This window comes from Streptomyces daliensis, assembly GCF_054782395.1.
In genome coordinates, this window is record NZ_BAAGSO010000042.1 from 1 (window position 1) to 13,749 (window position 13,749).

At 71.7% G+C, this 13,749-nt stretch carries 13 protein-coding genes; 10 read left to right on the forward strand and 3 right to left on the reverse strand.

What is annotated here, in order from left to right; all coding sequences use genetic code 11:
- Positions 1-171 precede the first annotated feature (171 nt).
- The 7 genes from ACYVOO_RS09010 to ACYVOO_RS09040 all read left to right on the forward strand — a co-directional run bounded on the left by ACYVOO_RS09010 (position 172) and on the right by ACYVOO_RS09040 (position 7,615).
- Complete coding sequence (locus ACYVOO_RS09010; protein ID WP_461015103.1) at positions 172-1,026, forward strand: sugar phosphate isomerase/epimerase family protein; 855 nt, start codon at positions 172-174, stop codon at positions 1,024-1,026.
- Positions 1,023-1,664 carry a TetR/AcrR family transcriptional regulator gene (locus tag ACYVOO_RS09015; protein WP_461015104.1) on the forward strand — a complete coding sequence of 214 codons (642 nt, stop codon included), beginning with the start codon at positions 1,023-1,025 and terminating at the stop codon, positions 1,662-1,664. The genes ACYVOO_RS09010 and ACYVOO_RS09015 overlap by 4 nt, the downstream gene beginning before the upstream one ends.
- Before the next feature lie 202 nt (positions 1,665-1,866).
- The gene (ilvD, locus tag ACYVOO_RS09020) at positions 1,867-3,720 is read left to right on the forward strand and encodes a dihydroxy-acid dehydratase (RefSeq protein ID WP_461015105.1); all 1,854 of its coding nucleotides are present in this window, start codon (positions 1,867-1,869) and stop codon (positions 3,718-3,720) included.
- Between the two features lie 108 nt (positions 3,721-3,828).
- Positions 3,829-4,365 (forward strand): hypothetical protein, encoded by a 537-nt coding sequence (locus ACYVOO_RS09025; protein WP_461015106.1) that lies wholly within the window; start codon positions 3,829-3,831, stop codon positions 4,363-4,365.
- A gap of 149 nt (positions 4,366-4,514) precedes the next feature.
- Complete coding sequence (locus ACYVOO_RS09030) at positions 4,515-4,913, forward strand: ArsR/SmtB family transcription factor (protein WP_461015107.1); 399 nt, start codon at positions 4,515-4,517, stop codon at positions 4,911-4,913.
- The gene (locus ACYVOO_RS09035) at positions 4,910-5,209 is read left to right on the forward strand and encodes a hypothetical protein (protein ID WP_461015108.1); all 300 of its coding nucleotides are present in this window, start codon (positions 4,910-4,912) and stop codon (positions 5,207-5,209) included. The genes ACYVOO_RS09030 and ACYVOO_RS09035 overlap by 4 nt, the downstream gene beginning before the upstream one ends.
- A 147-nt stretch (positions 5,210-5,356) precedes the next feature.
- Positions 5,357-7,615 (forward strand): MMPL family transporter, encoded by a 2,259-nt coding sequence (locus ACYVOO_RS09040; RefSeq protein WP_461015109.1) that lies wholly within the window; start codon positions 5,357-5,359, stop codon positions 7,613-7,615.
- Positions 7,616-7,724: 109 nt separating this feature from the next.
- On the opposite strand, the gene ACYVOO_RS09045 is transcribed toward ACYVOO_RS09040, so the two are convergent.
- From ACYVOO_RS09045 to ACYVOO_RS09055, 3 genes are all read right to left on the reverse strand, one after another.
- The gene (locus ACYVOO_RS09045) at positions 7,725-9,404 is read right to left on the reverse strand and encodes a SulP family inorganic anion transporter (protein WP_461015110.1); all 1,680 of its coding nucleotides are present in this window, start codon (positions 9,402-9,404) and stop codon (positions 7,725-7,727) included.
- A gap of 9 nt (positions 9,405-9,413) precedes the next feature.
- Positions 9,414-10,034: a carbonic anhydrase gene (locus ACYVOO_RS09050; RefSeq protein ID WP_453351316.1), complete on the reverse strand. Its 621-nt coding sequence runs from the start codon at positions 10,032-10,034 to the stop codon at positions 9,414-9,416.
- Positions 10,035-10,335: 301 nt separating this feature from the next.
- Positions 10,336-10,707, reverse strand: coding sequence for a hypothetical protein (locus ACYVOO_RS09055; RefSeq protein WP_461015111.1), 372 nt, complete (start codon positions 10,705-10,707; stop codon positions 10,336-10,338).
- 197 nt (positions 10,708-10,904) lie between these two features.
- On the opposite strand from ACYVOO_RS09055, the gene ACYVOO_RS09060 reads away from it, so the two are divergent.
- The 3 genes from ACYVOO_RS09060 to proC all read left to right on the forward strand — a co-directional run bounded on the left by ACYVOO_RS09060 (position 10,905) and on the right by proC (position 13,514).
- Positions 10,905-11,747, forward strand: coding sequence for an ABC transporter ATP-binding protein (locus tag ACYVOO_RS09060; RefSeq protein ID WP_461015112.1), 843 nt, complete (start codon positions 10,905-10,907; stop codon positions 11,745-11,747).
- Positions 11,748-11,813: 66 nt separating this feature from the next.
- A complete protein-coding gene (locus tag ACYVOO_RS09065; protein ID WP_461015113.1) occupies positions 11,814-12,551 on the forward strand; it encodes an ABC transporter permease in 738 nt (245 codons plus the stop codon).
- A 153-nt stretch (positions 12,552-12,704) separates the two neighbouring features.
- Positions 12,705-13,514: a pyrroline-5-carboxylate reductase gene (gene proC, locus ACYVOO_RS09070; RefSeq protein WP_461015114.1), complete on the forward strand. Its 810-nt coding sequence runs from the start codon at positions 12,705-12,707 to the stop codon at positions 13,512-13,514.
- Positions 13,515-13,749 lie beyond the last annotated feature (235 nt).

Consider the following 13,749-nt stretch of genomic DNA (forward strand, 5'->3'; position numbering starts at 1 on the left):
GCCACCGGCCCGCCACACGCGAACGAACCCCCAAAGGGGCACCCACACCAGGCGCACCCCCACGAGAAACACGCACCCCGTGAGGCGGTCACCCCGCACCCCGTGAAGGGGCACACCAGCTGAAGGGGCCCACTCCGGCTCCGGGGCCCGGAGGGTTCTAGGCTGTCTGTCGTGGTCCCTCCAGCATCCGTGCCCGCCGCGAAGGTCGCCCTCTCGACAGCCTCCGTGTATCCGGAGTCAACCGCGACGGCCTTCGAGATCGCCGCACGACTCGGCTACGACGGCGTCGAGGTCATGGTGTGGACCGACCCCGTCAGCCAGGACATCGAGGCCCTGCGCCGCCTCTCCGACTTCCACGGCGTCCCCGTCCTCGCCGTACACGCCCCGTGCCTGCTGATCACGCAGCGCGTCTGGTCCACGGACCCGTGGGTCAAACTCCAGCGTGCCCGCTCGGCGGCGGAGCGCCTCGGCGCGTCCACGGTCGTCGTGCACCCGCCGTTCCGGTGGCAGCGCTCGTACGCGCGCGAGTTCGTGCGCGGCGTGTGGCGGATGGCGGACGAGACCGACGTGCGGTTCGCCGTCGAGAACATGTACCCGTGGCGCTACCGCGACCGCGAGATGATGGCGTACGCGCCGGACTGGGACCCCACTCAGGACGACTACCGCCACTTCACGATCGACCTGTCCCACACCGCGACGTCCCGCACGGACACCCTCGCGATGCTGGACCGCATGGGCGACCGGCTCGGCCATGTCCACATCGCCGACGGCAACGGCTCCAACAAGGACGAGCACCTGGTGCCGGGCCGTGGCAAGCAGCCCTGCGCCGAGCTGCTGGGGCGGCTGGGGGCGAACGGGTTCGACGGTCACGTCGTCGTCGAGGTCAACACGCGCCGTGCCATGTCGGCGGCCGAGCGTGAGGAGGACCTCGCGGAGGCGCTGGCGTTCACCCGGCTCCACCTCGCGGCGTCGGCGTCGACGCCCGGCCCCCGTCACGGCCCGCCCCACGGCGAGAGCCGGTCATGACAACGGGGCCCGCCCCCCGCAGTCCCCGCAAGCGCGGCCGCCCCGCCGCCGCGGAGCGCGTCGAGGGCGAGCCCGGCACGCGTGAGCGCATCCTCGGCTCGGCCCGCGCCGAGTTCGCCGACCGGGGCTACGACAAGGCGTCGATCCGCGCCATCGCGCGCGGCGCCGAGGTGGATCCGGCGCTGGTGCACCACTACTTCGGTACCAAGGAGCAGGTCTTCACGGCGGCCGTCGAGGGCGCCTTCGCCCCCGCGCTCCCCCTCCCCGAGATCGTCGTCTCCGAGAACCGGGAGGACGTGGGCGAGCGGCTGGTCCGATTCGCGTTCGGGATCTGGGAGAACGCGCTCACGCGGGAGCCGCTGCTGGCCATCATGCGCTCGGCCGTCAGCAACGAGACCGCGGCAGGCATCCTGCGTGGACTCATCACGCGCCAGCTGGTCTCGCGCGTGGCGGACGAGGTGGCGGGCCCTGACGCGACGCTCCGCGTGGAGCTGGCGGTGTCCCAGCTCGTGGGCGTGGTGATGCTGCGCTACGTGATCAAGCTGGAGCCGATCGCGTCGGCGCCGTCCGAGGAGCTGATCGGCCGCCTCGCGCCCGTCGTGCAGAGCCACCTCACGGGCGCCGCGCCCCACCCGTGACTCCGGCCCGGGGGCGCCGACGCCCTCCAGGGGAATTGCCCGGAGAGTGAGCGGTGTGTCTCATTATCCGGTCCCCGTGTCCAGATCTTGGTCCGCTAGGCGTACGCTCGAAGGCCACTGGCAGCACTGACACACGTGGCGCGGCGCACCGCCATACGCGGCGCACCCACCCGCCCACGGCACACAAGGGAGTGGAGCAGCCATGCCCGAGCTGAGGTCCCGCACCGTCACCCACGGCCGCAATATGGCGGGCGCCCGAGCCCTCATGCAGGCGTCGGGCGTAGCGCGTGAGGACTTCGGCAAGCCGATCATCGCGGTGGCCAACAGCTTCACGGAGTTCGTGCCGGGCCACACTCACCTCCAGCCCGTCGGCCGGATCGTGAGTGAAGCGGTGAAGGAGGCCGGGGGCATCCCGCGCGAGTTCAACACGATCGCCGTGGACGACGGCATCGCGATGGGCCACGGCGGCATGCTGTATTCGCTGCCGTCCCGCGATCTGATCGCGGACTCGGTCGAGTACATGACCGAGGCCCACTGCGCCGACGCGCTGATCTGCATCTCCAACTGCGACAAGATCACGCCCGGGATGCTGATGGCCGCGATGCGCCTGAACATCCCCACGGTCTTCGTCTCCGGCGGCCCGATGGAGTCAGGCCAGGCCACGCTCGTCAACGGCGAGGTCCGGAAGCTGGACCTGATCACCGCCATCTCGGACTCCGCGAACGACAGCGTCTCGGACGAGGACCTGCTGCGTATCGAGGACAACGCCTGTCCGACGTGCGGCTCCTGTTCCGGCATGTTCACGGCCAACTCGATGAACTGCCTGACCGAGGCCATGGGCCTGGCACTCCCCGGCAACGGCTCGGTGCTGGCCACCCACACCGCGCGCAAGGCGCTGTACGAGGACGCGGGCCGCACCGTCGTCCGGCTCGCCGAGCGCTACTACGGGCAGGACGACGAGACTGTCCTGCCCCGCAACGTCGCGGGCCGCGCCGCCTTCGAGAACGCCATGGCACTGGACATCGCCATGGGCGGTTCGACGAACACGATCCTGCACCTGCTGGCGGCGGCCCAGGAGGCCGGTCTCGACTTCACGATGTACGACATCGACCAGCTCTCGCGGGCCCTGCCCTGCCTGTCCAAGGTCGCGCCGAACGTCGCGCCCGGCGGCACGTACTACATGGAGGACGTGCACCGCGCGGGCGGCATCCCCGCCATCCTCGGCGAGCTGTACCGAGGCGGCCTGCTGAACGAGGACGTGTACTCCGTGCACTCGCCTTCGCTGGCCGACTGGCTGAAGAACTGGGACATCCGCGGCGGCTCCCCGTCGGCCGAGGCCACCGAGCTGTTCCACGCGGCCCCCGGCTGTGTGCGTTCCGCCACCGCCTTCTCGCAGTCCGAGCGCTGGGCGACGCTGGACACGGACGCGGAGGGCGGCTGCATCCGCGACGTCGAGCACGCGTACTCGAAGGAGGGCGGCCTGGCCGTCCTCTACGGCAACCTCGCCGAGAACGGCTGCGTCGTGAAGACGGCGGGCGTCGACGAGTCGATCCTCACCTTCCGGGGCCCCGCCGTCGTCGTGGACTCCCAGGAGCAGGCGGTCGACGCCATCCTGAAGAAGCAGGTCAAGGAGGGCGACGTCGTCGTCATCCGCTACGAGGGCCCCAAGGGCGGCCCCGGCATGCAGGAGATGCTGTACCCGACGTCCTTCCTGAAGGGGCGCGGTCTGGGCAAGGCGTGCGCCCTGATCACCGACGGCCGCTTCTCCGGCGGCACCTCGGGCCTGTCGATCGGCCACGTCTCGCCGGAGGCGGCAGGCGGCGGCAAGATCGCGCTGGTCGAGCAGGGCGACGAGATCTCCATCGACATCCCCAACCGCACCATCGAGCTGTGCGTCTCCGACGAGGTGCTGGCCGAGCGCGAGGCGGCCCTGGGCGGCGTCTACGCGCCCGCGGACCGCGAGCGCAAGGTCTCGACGGCGCTGCGCGCGTACGCGGCGATGGCCACCAGCGCCGACAAGGGCGCGGTCCGCGACCTGGGCCAGATCGGCGGCTGACGCCACTCCCGGCCGCCCGGCACGACGGGCGGCCGGACGCTGGACGCTTCTTCGCGGGGCCCGCACCGGACGACCGGTGCGGGCCCCGCGCTGTGGATAATCGGACCCGTGCCCAGCAACGAAGAGCCGCGCGACGAAGCCACCCCCGAGGACCCCCAGGCGCCCCGGCCCGAGCCGCTGCGCTTCTACGGCACGACGTGGGTCGACCACTCCGGCGGCTACGCGCTGCGCCGCGCGGCCTTCGCCCTCGGCGCGTTGCTCGCCGCGGTTGTGGGCGCCCTCGTGCTGCGGTTCGCCTACGAGGGGCTGGCCATCGCGGAGGTCGGCGGCTGGGTCAGCATCATGATCGTCGTCGCCTTCGCCGTGTGCAGCTCGCTCGCCTTCTCCCGCACCCTCGGCGCCTACTCCCGGCGCGCCGACGAGTCCCGGCCCGCGGCCCCCGACTCCTCCCTGCGCAGCGTCAAGGCCATCGGTTTCATCGGCGTCCTCCTCGCCTACGCCCTGCGCACCTTCGTCGAGGCACCGGGCGAGCGCCTGCGCCGCGCCGAGTACGAGGAGGCGCTGGCCCGCCACGAGCGCCTGCGCGCCGCGCGTACGGGCAACCCCTCCGCGCGGAAGCGGAACAAACCCAAGCGGAAGCGCTGACCCCCTCTTAACCCCCCTTACCCCCTCCCCTCGACCCTGCCCCTTTTAGGGGAGAACCCTGACCTGTCCCCGACATGTGTCAGCTTTTCTTTACGCCCCCTCCGGCACCTGTCAGCTTGGGCTTACACCCGAGAACGAGAGGGGTCGCGATGAGCGCGATCGAGACCCCGACGGGGGACGAACTGCTCAAGATCCTCGCCGCGCTCGGCAATCCGCACCGGCTGCGGATAGTCGCCGCGCTCAGCGAGGGCCGGAACTACGTCAGCCGCCTCGCCCGCGAGATCGGCATGAGCCGCCCGCTGCTGCACATGCACCTCCAGCGGCTGGAGGCGGCCGGACTCGTCGTCGGCTCCCTCGAACTGTCCGAGGACGGCAAGGCGATGAAGTTCTTCGACGTGGTGCCCTTCGCGTACGAGCTGTCCCCCGCCGCCATAGCCGAAGCGGCCCGCACCCTCAGCGATCCGCAGGCGCCGCAGCAGGAACCCCAGGCGCCGCGCACACCGGACGTACCGCAGGAGCAAGAGCAGGAGAAAGAGGAAGCGACGTGAACGGACAACTGGCCACCAGCGCGGTCACCAGCGCGGCCGACCCGGCAGGTGTCTGGGCCGCGGGGCTGGGCACCGCCGGTGTCTTCGCCCTGATGATCGTGCTGGTCTGGCAGATAGCCGCGACATGGCGCGCCCGGATGCTGGCGGCCCGCGAGGAGCAGTACAAGCGCCTGGCCAACAAATACGCGCAACTCCTGGAGGACAACGTCGAGCTGCACCGGCGCAGCATCGAGGAGCTGACGGCGACCCGTAAGTCCCTCACCTCGATGGAGAAGATGATGCGCGAGATCGAGTGATCCGCGCGCGTACGCGAGCCGTACGCCCACGCACGCACGCACCAGGTGCGCGTACGGCCGGGAGCGGCAACTCCCGGCCGTACTCATGAGCGCTCCACGTCCCGCGAAGCCGTCGCAGAACCCGCACTCACACCAGGGAGACTACCCATGCCCGCAGCCATGCCCGTGCCCCGTAAGCGCCCTCCCACCGCGCCCCGCCGCCGCGCCGCCCGTCTCGCCGCCCGCATCGCGGCGGCGCCCGGCGGGCGGCGCACCAAGTGGCTCGTCCTGGCGGCCTGGCTGCTGCTGACCCTCGCGCTCGGCCCCCTCGCGGGCAAGCTCGGCGAGGTCGAGGAGAGCGGCGCCAACGCCTTCCTCCCGCGCGGCGCCGAGTCCGCGAAGGTCAACACGGAGCTGGAGAGGCTCCGCGGGGACGACGAGGTCATGCCCGTCGTCGTGGTCTACTCCCGCGACGGCGCCCCCGTCACCGCCGCCGACCGCGCGAAGGCCGCCGACGACCGCCGCGCCCTCGCCGGAGCCGTCGCCGAGGACGCGCGCGCCACGGGACCCGTCCCCTCCGAGGACGGCGAGGCCCTGATGCTCGTCGTCCCGCTGGCCCACGAGGACGAGCTGGGCGACACCGTCGAACGCGTTCGCGCCACCGTCTCCGCCAACGCCCCGCCCGGACTCGAGGTGGCGGCCGGCGGCCCCGCGGGTTCGCTCATGGACTCCGTCGAGGTCTTCAGCGATCTCGACGAGGCCCTGATGCTGGCCACGGGCGCCGTCGTCACCGTCCTGCTGCTGCTCACCTACCGCAGCCCGCTGCTGTGGCTCTTCCCCGTGTTCGCGGTCGGCTTCGCCGCCGTCCTCACGCAGGCGGGCACATATCTGCTCGCGAGGTACGCGGGCCTGCCCGTCGATCCGCAGAGCGCGGGCATCCTCATGGTGCTGGTCTTCGGCGTCGGTACGGACTACGCGCTGCTCCTCATCGCCCGCTACCGCGAGGAACTGCACCGCCACGAGGACCGGCACGCCGCCATGCGCCTCGCCCTGCGCCGCTCGGGACCCGCCGTGCTGGCCTCGGCGGGCACGATCGCCGTCGGCCTCGGCTGCCTGGCCCTCGCGGACATTAACTCGTCGCGCTCGCTCGGGCTGGTCGGCGCCGTCGGCGTCGTGTGCGCGTTCCTCGCCATGGTCACGGTGCTGCCCGCGCTGCTGGTGGCCACGGGGCGCTGGGTGTTCTGGCCCTTCGTGCCCAGGTACGGCACGGAGCCGCGCGAGGCCCGCACCGTCTGGGCCCGCGTCGGCGCGGCCATCGCACGCCGTCCGCGCTGGTCGTGGCTGATGTCCATCGGCGTCACCGCCGTCCTCGCGCTCAGCGCGAGCGGCATCTCCATGGGCCTCACCCAGGAGGAGATGTACCAGGACAAGCCCGAGTCCGTCGTCGCGCAGGAGCGGATCTCCGCGCACTTCCCCTCGGGCTCCTCCGACCCGGCGACCGTCCTCACCCGTACGGAGGAGGCCGACGCCGTCGCACGCGCCGCCTCGCGCGTCCCCGGCGTCGAATCGGCCCGCAAGGGGGACGCGGGAAACAAGGGAGACGAGGGGGACGAGGGGGACGAGGGGCGCAGCCCGGACGGCTCGCTGACCACGCTCTCCGTCGTCCTGCGGGACGCGCCGGACAGCGCGGCGGCCAAGGACACCGTCGACCGGCTGCGTACCGCCGTCCACCGGGTCGAGGGCGCCGACGCGCTCGTCGGCGGCACCACGGCCGAGGCCCTGGACACCCAGCGCGCGGCGGGCCGCGATCTGACGACGGTCATCCCGGCCGTCCTGCTCGTAGTGCTGCTGGTGCTGATCTGGCTGCTGCGCTCCCTGGTGGCCCCGGTGCTCCTGCTGGCCACGGTGGTGCTCTCCTACTTCGGTGCCCTCGGCGCCTCGCACCTGCTCTTCACGCACGTCCTCGGCTTCGCGGGCACCGACTGGTCCATCCCCCTGATGGGCTTCGTGTTCCTGGTGGCCCTGGGCATCGACTACAACATCTTCCTGATGACGCGGGTGCGCGAGGAGGTCGCGGCCCGAGGCCACGCCGGGGGCGTGCTGACGGGGCTGGCCACCACGGGAGGCGTCATCAGCTCGGCGGGCATCGTCCTGGCGGCCACCTTCGGCGTGATCGCCTCGCTGCCCCTGGTGACCATGGCCCAGATGGGCGTGCTGGTCGGGGTCGGAGTGCTGCTGGACACCTTCCTCGTCCGCACGGTGCTGGTCCCGGCCCTGGCCCTGGACGTCGGCCCCCGCCTCTGGTGGCCGAGCCCGCTGTCGCGCAGGACCCCGGAACGGCGGCCGGACCACGCCGCCGACGGCTTCCCCGTCGAGCACCCGGAGCGGGACCGCACGCCGCACGCGGGGCGCGCGACGCGGCCGTAGCGCACGCCACGCCCCGCGAGAAAGGCGCGGCCCGGCGGTACGGAACCGCCGGGCCGCGCCCTCATCTCAACCTCGCCGAGTGCGACGGCGACGCCGCCTCAGCGAACCGTCACACGGAGGCCCGCTCCTGCGAGGCCGCGGCCGGGGAGTCCGCACCGTCGTTCGACGGGCCCGAACCGGAACCCGAGCCCCTGAGCGCCGAATCAGCCGCACCGGACCCCGCCTCGGGCCTGCCCGCCACGGAGTTGTGCCGCTCCTCCCACGTGGCCAGCGCCATCCCGCACGCGTGGTCCATGTGCCGCAGCCCTTCGAGGTTCAGCTCGACGGCACGGTCGGCGGGCAGCACCTCCAACTGGTCCAGCAGCTTCGGCAGCCGCAGGAACGTCGCGTTCCCCAGCACCCGAACCCGCAGGGGCCGCCGTTCCCCGGCCGCGTCCGCCGCCGGGGCTTCGTCGTCGAGCCCGTCGACCTCGACGTGCACGTGCGAGGTCTCCCACGCCGACTTGACCACGGCCATCAGCAGACCGATCAGCACGCCCTGGAACATGTCGGTGACCACGATCGCGATGGCGGTCGTCGCGAGGACGACGGCCTCGGCGCGGTGCTGGCGCCACAGCGGGACCAGCTCCTTCGTCGGGATCAGCTTCCAGCCCGCGTGCACGAGGACACCGGCCAGCGACGCGACCGGGATCACGGTGAGCGCGGCGGGGAACGCGGCGGCGAAGATCAGCAGCCACACGCCGTGCAGCACGCGCGACGCCTTGGTCTTCGCACCCGACGAGACATTGGCCGAACTCCGCACGATGACGGCCGTCATCGGCAGCGCCCCGAGGACACCGCAGACCGCGTTGCCCGCGCCCTGCGCCATCAGTTCCTTGTCGTACTCCGTACGCGGCCCGTCGTGCAGCCGGTCCACGGCAGCCGCGCTGAAGAGCGACTCGGCCGAGGCGATCAGCGTGAACGCGAGCACCGTGCCGAGCATCCCGGCCGAGGCGAGCCCGGCGAAGTCGTCGAGCCCCGGCGGCTGTACGGCCTCGATCAGGCCCTGCACCTCGACCCGCGCGATCGGCAGCCCGAACAGCGCGGTCACGCCCGTCGCCAGCGCGACGGCGGCCAGCGGGCCGGGCAGCACCTTGTTGCCCCGCTTCCACTTCGGCCACAGGAACAGCATCACGATCGTGCCCACGCCGACGGCGACAGCCGTCAGCGCCTCGCTGGAGCTGAGCACGTCGACGACGAGCCCGGGGAACCCGGCGATCTTCGCGAGGCCGCTGCTCGGCGCCGACGCGTCGGCCAGCGCGTACACCTGGCCCGCGATCAGCACCAGGCCGATGCCCGCGAGCATGCCCTGGACGACGGCGACGGATATCGCCCGGAACCAGCGCCCCAGCTTGAGGGCGCCCATCAGCAGTTGGAGCAGCCCGGCCGCCAGCACCAGGACGCCGAGCCCGCCGAGCCCGTACGTCTGCACGGCCTCGTACACGAGCACGGTGAGCCCGGCCGCCGGGCCGCTCACCTGGAGGCTGCTGCCGGGCAGGAAGCCGGTCACGAGCCCGCCGATGATGCCGGTGATCAGCCCGAGTTCGGCGGGCACCCCGGACGCGACGGCGACGCCGACGCACAGGGGCAGGGCGACGAGGAAGACGACGAGGGACGCGGTGAAGTCGGCCCGCAGCGTGCCGCGGCTCTTCAGCGGGTTCACCTTCTCCCAAAGCCCCTGCTTCCCGCTGGGGCCCGAGCCGTCGCCGGGCGGGCCGGCCGTGTTCTTGTTCATGTCAGTGTTCGTCATGGCGGGTCCTCAGAGCGGCAGGAAGGCGTCGACGGACGGCTGGTGGCCGAGCACGAGCCCGGTGTCCACCGCGTAGAACCAGCCGTGCAGCCCGAGCTGCCCGGCGTCGAGTCGCTCGGCGATGCAGGGGTAGCCGCGCAGCCGCTCCAGCTGGGCGAGCACGTGCCGCTGCACGGCGGCCGAGACCTGGGGCTCGTCCCGTTCCTCGGTGGCGAGGGCCAGCTCGGACGGCTCGGCGAGCTGGCTGCTGAGCCAGCCGTTCACGGCGGGCACGGCCGCCAGATCGTCGCCGCGCACCCGGGCGCCCACGGCGCCGCAGTGCGAGTGGCCGCAGACGATGATGTTCGGCACCTGGAGCACGCACACCGCGTACTCGATGGTCGCGGCCTCGCCGCTGGGCCGCTCGGCGGCGCCGTAGTGGGGCACGGCGTTGCCCGCCGTACGCAGCTCGAACAGCTCGCCGGGGCCCGCGCCCGTGATCAGCGAGGGGACGACCCGGGAGTCCGAGCAGGTGATGAACAGGACCTCGGGCGACTGCCCGTCGGCCAGCTTCCCGAAGCGCTCCCGTTCCTCGTCGCGCGTGGCTATGCGGGAGTGGAAGTCGCGTGCGTGGTGGATGAAGGAATGCATGAGGGTTGCCTCCAGCCCGCTCCGGCCGCGTCACAGCGGGCACCTTGCCCAGGGCACGGGACGGTCCTGGCACGCGGGTGTGGGGGTACGCCGATACGGCGGACTCGGGCCGGAGGCCCTGGGTTCGCCGGAGAGCGGTACGCCGCGAGCGTGCGCGTACGGCCGTCCCGGTTCCGTGGGCACGGGGTGCGTGCCTGCGCGGGGAGGGGCGGTCAGATCGCTGCGGGGGAATAGGAGGAATGACGCGTGGTGTGACGCGTGGTGGGGGGTACGGATCAGGGCCGTACGCGCGGACGCGGGATCAGCAGCGGAAGACCTGGTGCAGCAGGGGGATCTCGACCGATCTCGCTCTGGGGACGGCCTCACTCCCCGTGACCGGGACCACCACGTGCTCCGGCATATTCACCCGGGAATCGCAACCGCACATGACCACCTGCTGCGGCACAGGCGTCGGTGCCACGAACGGCTGGCGGGCGCCGCGCCGCATCTGACAGTCCTTGGGCGACTGCTTCGTGTGCTCGCCCTCGGACGTCGGCGAGCGCTCCGCGGACACGGAGACGCGCTCAACGGGCGGAGTGACCTGCGCCGCGGCGCAGTCGGCGGAGATGAGCACGGAGAGGAGGAGGGAGACAGCCGTGACGAGGAACCGGACGACGGTCCTGCTTCGTCGCATGAGATCCCCCCTCCGGGTGCGGTCGACAGCGGATTCCATTGTGTCCAAAGCGTTGTGTCGCTTTGCAAGTCGGTACGTGAACGCTGAGTGAACGCCGGTGCATAAATGGCCGGATTCCGCCCTCACACCTGCTGTCGGGTTTCTGTGCGTCCCATTTGTGCTTGACGACCCTGGTCCGTCGCAGGATTATTCAACACATGGTGAATAAATCACGGACGCCCACGAAGGGCCCGGAGACGACAGCGCCACCCGACCGCGGCGCCCCCGTCACCCCCGCCGTCCACGCCGCCGCGCTCACCGTGGTCCGCGGAGCCCGCACCGTCATCGACGACCTCGCATTCGACATCCCGCGCGGCACCGTCACCGGCCTCCTCGGCCCCTCCGGCTGCGGCAAGTCCACGCTGATGCGCGCCATCGTCGGCACCCAGGCCAAGGTCACCGGCACGCTCGACGTCCTCGGCAGCCCCGCCGGCTCCCGCACCCTGCGCTCCCGCGTCGGCTACGTCACCCAGGACCCCTCCGTCTACGGCGACCTCACCGCGCGCCAGAACCTCGACTACTACGCCGCCGTCCTCGGCGTCCCCCGCCAGGAGCGCGCGGCCCAGGTCGAGCGGGCCCTCGCCGACGTCGACCTCACCTCCCACGCCGACTCCCTCACCGACAACCTCTCCGGAGGACAGCGCTCCCGCGTCTCCCTGGCCGTCGCCCTCCTCGGCAGCCCCGAACTCCTCGTCCTCGACGAACCCACCGTCGGCCTCGACCCCGTCCTCCGCCGCGACCTGTGGAACCTCTTCCACCGGCTCGCGACGGCCGGGGGCGACGGGACCAGGGGGAGCGGGAGGGGGACGACGCTGCTCATCTCCTCGCACGTCATGGACGAGGCGGACCGCTGCCAGAACCTGCTGCTCATGCGCGAGGGCAGGCTCCTCGCCGACGGCTCACCCGAAGCCCTGCGCACCCGCACCGGCACCGGCTCCATCGAGGAGGCGTTCCTCCACCTCGTCGACGAGGCACGCGCCACCGACCCCCCGAACACCTGAGCCCGTACGAGACCGCACGAGCCCCAGGCACCCGCCCGGAGACACCCGGAGACCCGGAGACCTCGCATGAACACGACCCGCACCCTCGCCACGGCCCGCCGCGTCCTGCGCCAGCTCAGCCACGACCCCCGCACGATCGCGCTCCTGCTCCTGGTCCCCGTCCTGCTGCTCGTGCTCCTCTACTACGTCTTCGACGCCGACCGCCGCGCCTTCGACGGCATCGGCGCCTCCCTGCTCGGCATCTTCCCGATGGTCACGATGTTCCTGGTCACCTCCATCGCGACCCTCCGCGAACGCACCTCGGGCACCCTGGAACGCCTGCTCTCCATGCCCCTCGGCAAGGGCGACCTGATCATGGGCTACGCGCTCGCCTTCGGCCTCCTCGCCGTCGTCCAGGCGTCCGCTGCCACCGCCGTCGCCGTCTGGTTCCTGGACCTGAACATCGCCGGGTCCCCCTGGCTGCTGCTCCTGATCGCCCTGCTCGACGCGCTGCTCGGCACGGCACTGGGCCTCTTCGTGAGCGCCTTCGCGGCGTCCGAGTTCCAGGTCGTCCAGTTCATGCCCGCCGTGATCTTCCCGCAGCTCCTCCTGTGCGGCCTCTTCGCGCCCCGCGACACCATGCAGCCGGTCCTGGAGTACGTCTCCAACGTGCTGCCCATGTCCTACGCGGTCGACGGCATGACCGAGGTCGTCCGCGGTGCCGAACCCTCCGGCGACTTCGTGCGCGACGTCATCGTCGTCGCGGGCTGCGCCCTCCTGGTCCTCTCCCTCGGCGCGGCCACCCTCCGCCGCCGTACGCCGTAACGGGGGACGGTGGACGGGGCCCATCCACCAGGCGGACGCGACGGCACCGCGTCACGGGCCGGTGCGAGGATGAACGGCGGAAAGTCGCCGGCACGGCAGCAGGCACGGCGGTCGGCACGGCACATGTACGCACTGGACGAGGTGAGCCGCCACATGACCCAGAAAGTCGCAGTCCTCGGCACCGGCAAGATCGGTGAGGCACTGCTCTCCGGCATGCTGCGAGGCGGCTGGGAGCCGTCCCACCTCCTGGTGACGGCCCGACGCGCGGAACGCGCCGAGGAACTCCGCGCCCGCTACGGCGTCGAGCCCGTCACCAACCCCGAGGCCGCCAAGAACGCGGACACCCTCATCCTCACGGTCAAGCCGCAGGACATGGGCACCCTTCTCGACGACCTCGCCTCCCACGTACCGGCCGACCGGCTCGTCATCAGCGGCGCCGCTGGCATCCCCACGACGTTCTTCGAGGAGCGGCTGCCGCAGGGCACCCCCGTCGTACGGGTCATGACGAACACCCCCGCGCTGGTGGACGAGGCCATGTCCGTGATCTCGGGCGGCACCCACGCCACGGAGGCGCACCTCTCTCTCACCGAGGAGATCTTCAACGGGGTCGGCAAGACCCTGCGCGTCCCCGAGACCCAGCAGGACGCCGCCACGGCCCTCTCCGGCTCGGGCCCCGCGTACTTCTACTACCTGGTCGAGGCCATGGCCGACGCGGGCATCCTGCTCGGTCTCCCGCGCGACAAGGCACACGAACTGATCGTCCAGGCCGCCGTCGGCGCCGCCACGATGCTCCGCGACAGCGGCGAGCACCCGGTGACCCTGCGCGAGAACGTCACCTCTCCGGCGGGCACGACGATCAACGCCATGCGCGAGCTGGAGAACCACGGCGTCCGCGCCGCGTTCATCGACGCCATCGAGGCCGCCAGGGACCGCAGCCGCGAACTGGCCTCCGGCAAGGGCTGATTGTCACCCGAACGAGTCACCGCGCTCAGGTTTGAAGCTCGCCCTGGGCGTGGTGTAGCCTCTAACAGTTGCCACGGAGCCGGTCAGGCCCCACGGCGACACCTCTCGCCGTCCGACGGCAACCACTACTGAAGTTCGATTCCCCTTCTTCGTGGGGCCTCTTTCGGCGTGCCGGAATTGGTTCGAGGAAAGCCCGATTTTGAACGGGCCGGGGAAATCCTCTAAAGTAGTGGAC

Excerpts from the sequence above, each read along its gene's own strand:
- ACYVOO_RS09015 (WP_461015104.1), top strand. The coding sequence starts at position 1,023 with ATGACAACGGGGCCCGCCCCCCGCAGTCCCCGCAAGCGCGGCCGCCCC.
- ilvD (WP_461015105.1), top strand. The coding sequence starts at position 1,867 with ATGCCCGAGCTGAGGTCCCGCACCGTCACCCACGGCCGCAATATGGCG.
- ACYVOO_RS09030 (WP_461015107.1), top strand. The coding sequence starts at position 4,515 with ATGAGCGCGATCGAGACCCCGACGGGGGACGAACTGCTCAAGATCCTC.
- ACYVOO_RS09040 (WP_461015109.1), top strand. The coding sequence starts at position 5,357 with ATGCCCGCAGCCATGCCCGTGCCCCGTAAGCGCCCTCCCACCGCGCCC.
- ACYVOO_RS09045 (WP_461015110.1), bottom strand. The coding sequence starts at position 9,404 with ATGACGAACACTGACATGAACAAGAACACGGCCGGCCCGCCCGGCGAC.
- ACYVOO_RS09050 (WP_453351316.1), bottom strand. The coding sequence starts at position 10,034 with ATGCATTCCTTCATCCACCACGCACGCGACTTCCACTCCCGCATAGCC.
- ACYVOO_RS09055 (WP_461015111.1), bottom strand. The coding sequence starts at position 10,707 with ATGCGACGAAGCAGGACCGTCGTCCGGTTCCTCGTCACGGCTGTCTCC.
- ACYVOO_RS09060 (WP_461015112.1), top strand. The coding sequence starts at position 10,905 with ATGGTGAATAAATCACGGACGCCCACGAAGGGCCCGGAGACGACAGCG.
- ACYVOO_RS09065 (WP_461015113.1), top strand. The coding sequence starts at position 11,814 with ATGAACACGACCCGCACCCTCGCCACGGCCCGCCGCGTCCTGCGCCAG.
- proC (WP_461015114.1), top strand. The coding sequence starts at position 12,705 with ATGACCCAGAAAGTCGCAGTCCTCGGCACCGGCAAGATCGGTGAGGCA.